The organism is Mycobacterium lehmannii (assembly GCF_002245535.1).
Taxonomy (GTDB): domain Bacteria; phylum Actinomycetota; class Actinomycetes; order Mycobacteriales; family Mycobacteriaceae; genus Mycobacterium; species Mycobacterium lehmannii.
Map to the genome: position 1 here is coordinate 1 of NZ_NKCN01000066.1, position 1,509 is coordinate 1,509.

Consider the following 1,509-nt stretch of genomic DNA (forward strand, 5'->3'; position numbering starts at 1 on the left):
CTAGACGGTATGGGTGACCGTCGGCGTTGAGTCGGGGGTTGCGGGCCGGGGCCCCACTCACCCATGTTCGTGGGTTACCGAGTAGGAAGTCGCCTGCCCGGTCTATCCGACAGTGGTGGGAGGCCCCGGTGTTTATCGAGCGTACGAGTGTTGGACTGGACGTGCACGCACGTTCGGTGGCGGCAGCAGCAATTGACGGTGTCACCGGTGAGATAGTGCAGACCCGGTTGACCCCGTCCCATGAGCACATTCGGTCGTGGATATCGGAGTTGCCTGGCCCGGTGGCGGTGGCTTATGAGGCTGGTCCGACGGGTTTCGGGTTGCAGCGGGCGCTGAACGAGGTGGGTATCCGATGTGAGGTCGTTGCGCCGTCGAAGCTGCAGAAGCCTTCCGGTGACCGCGTCAAGACCGATGCCCGCGACGCGCTGCACCTGTCTCGACTACTGCGCCTCGACGAGGTGACCTCGGTGTCGATCCCCAGCGTGTCCCAGGAAGCGGCCCGGGATCTGGTACGGGCGCGTGAGGACTGCCGTGGCGACTTGATGCGGGCACGTCATCGTCTGTCGAAGCTGCTGTTGCGACACGGCATCGTCTATTACGGAGGCCAGGGGTGGACTGGTGCGCATGACCAGTGGTTGCGCACCGTGGCGGCGCCCCAGTTGAGATCGGCGGCGACGCGAATGGCGTTCGACGCCGATTACGACCATGTGTTGACGATGCAGGCCCGGCGTAGGCGCCTGGACGCGGCGATCGAGGAGATCGCAAAGGACTGTGAGTTCACGCCGATCGTGCGGCGGGTGTCGTGCCTGCGGGGTGTGAGTACGTTGACCGGGTTCGCGTTGGCGGTGGAGATCGGCGATTGGGATCGGTTTACCGGCAACACGATTGGGTCCTTCGTCGGGTTGACGCCGTCGGAGTATTCGTCGGGGTCCTCGCGGGTGCTGGGTGCGATCACCAAGACCGGTAACACTCACGTGCGGCGGTTGTTGGTGGAGGCGGCCTGGCATCACCGGGCCCGGTATCGGGTGGGGGCGGTGATGCGGTCGCGGTGGGACCTCGCCTCGCCGGCTGCTCGCGCCCGCGGCGATGAGGGTAACCGACGCCTGCACGGCAGGTGGGTTGGATTCTTGGAACGGCGAAAGCGGCCGACGGTGGCCAATGTGGCGATCGCACGGGAGCTTGCCGGCTGGTGCTGGTCGCTGGCGGTGATGCAGGACTGACCGCCACCTAATCTGCTTCCTGCCTCAAGCACGGTGGTGGCAGCGCGTGGATCGACCCGCGACACACCTATGAGCAGACCCTCGGGTCGACGCTCGACACTAGACACGCGGATGCGATCCAGCCGAAACCCCGTCCTGCGGTAGCCAATCCGCGTATATCAGTCTGACCGCGCGTCGCCAACGACACGCTCACCACACTGACTATCGGAGGAAGCAAAAGAGGCGCCGTCGGGGTAGCTCCCCGGCGGCGCCTCACCTTGCCCTCTTGACAAACTTCTCTACATATCAG

General features: G+C 65.0%; 1 protein-coding gene. It reads left to right on the plus strand.

The genetic code is table 11. The annotated features are described in order from the left end of the window. Window positions 1–128: 128 nt before the first annotated feature. Window positions 129–1,220, plus strand: coding sequence for an IS110 family RNA-guided transposase (locus CEX87_RS26870; protein ID WP_064399406.1), 1,092 nt, complete (start codon window positions 129–131; stop codon window positions 1,218–1,220). The last annotated feature ends 289 nt before the right edge of the window (window positions 1,221–1,509 follow it).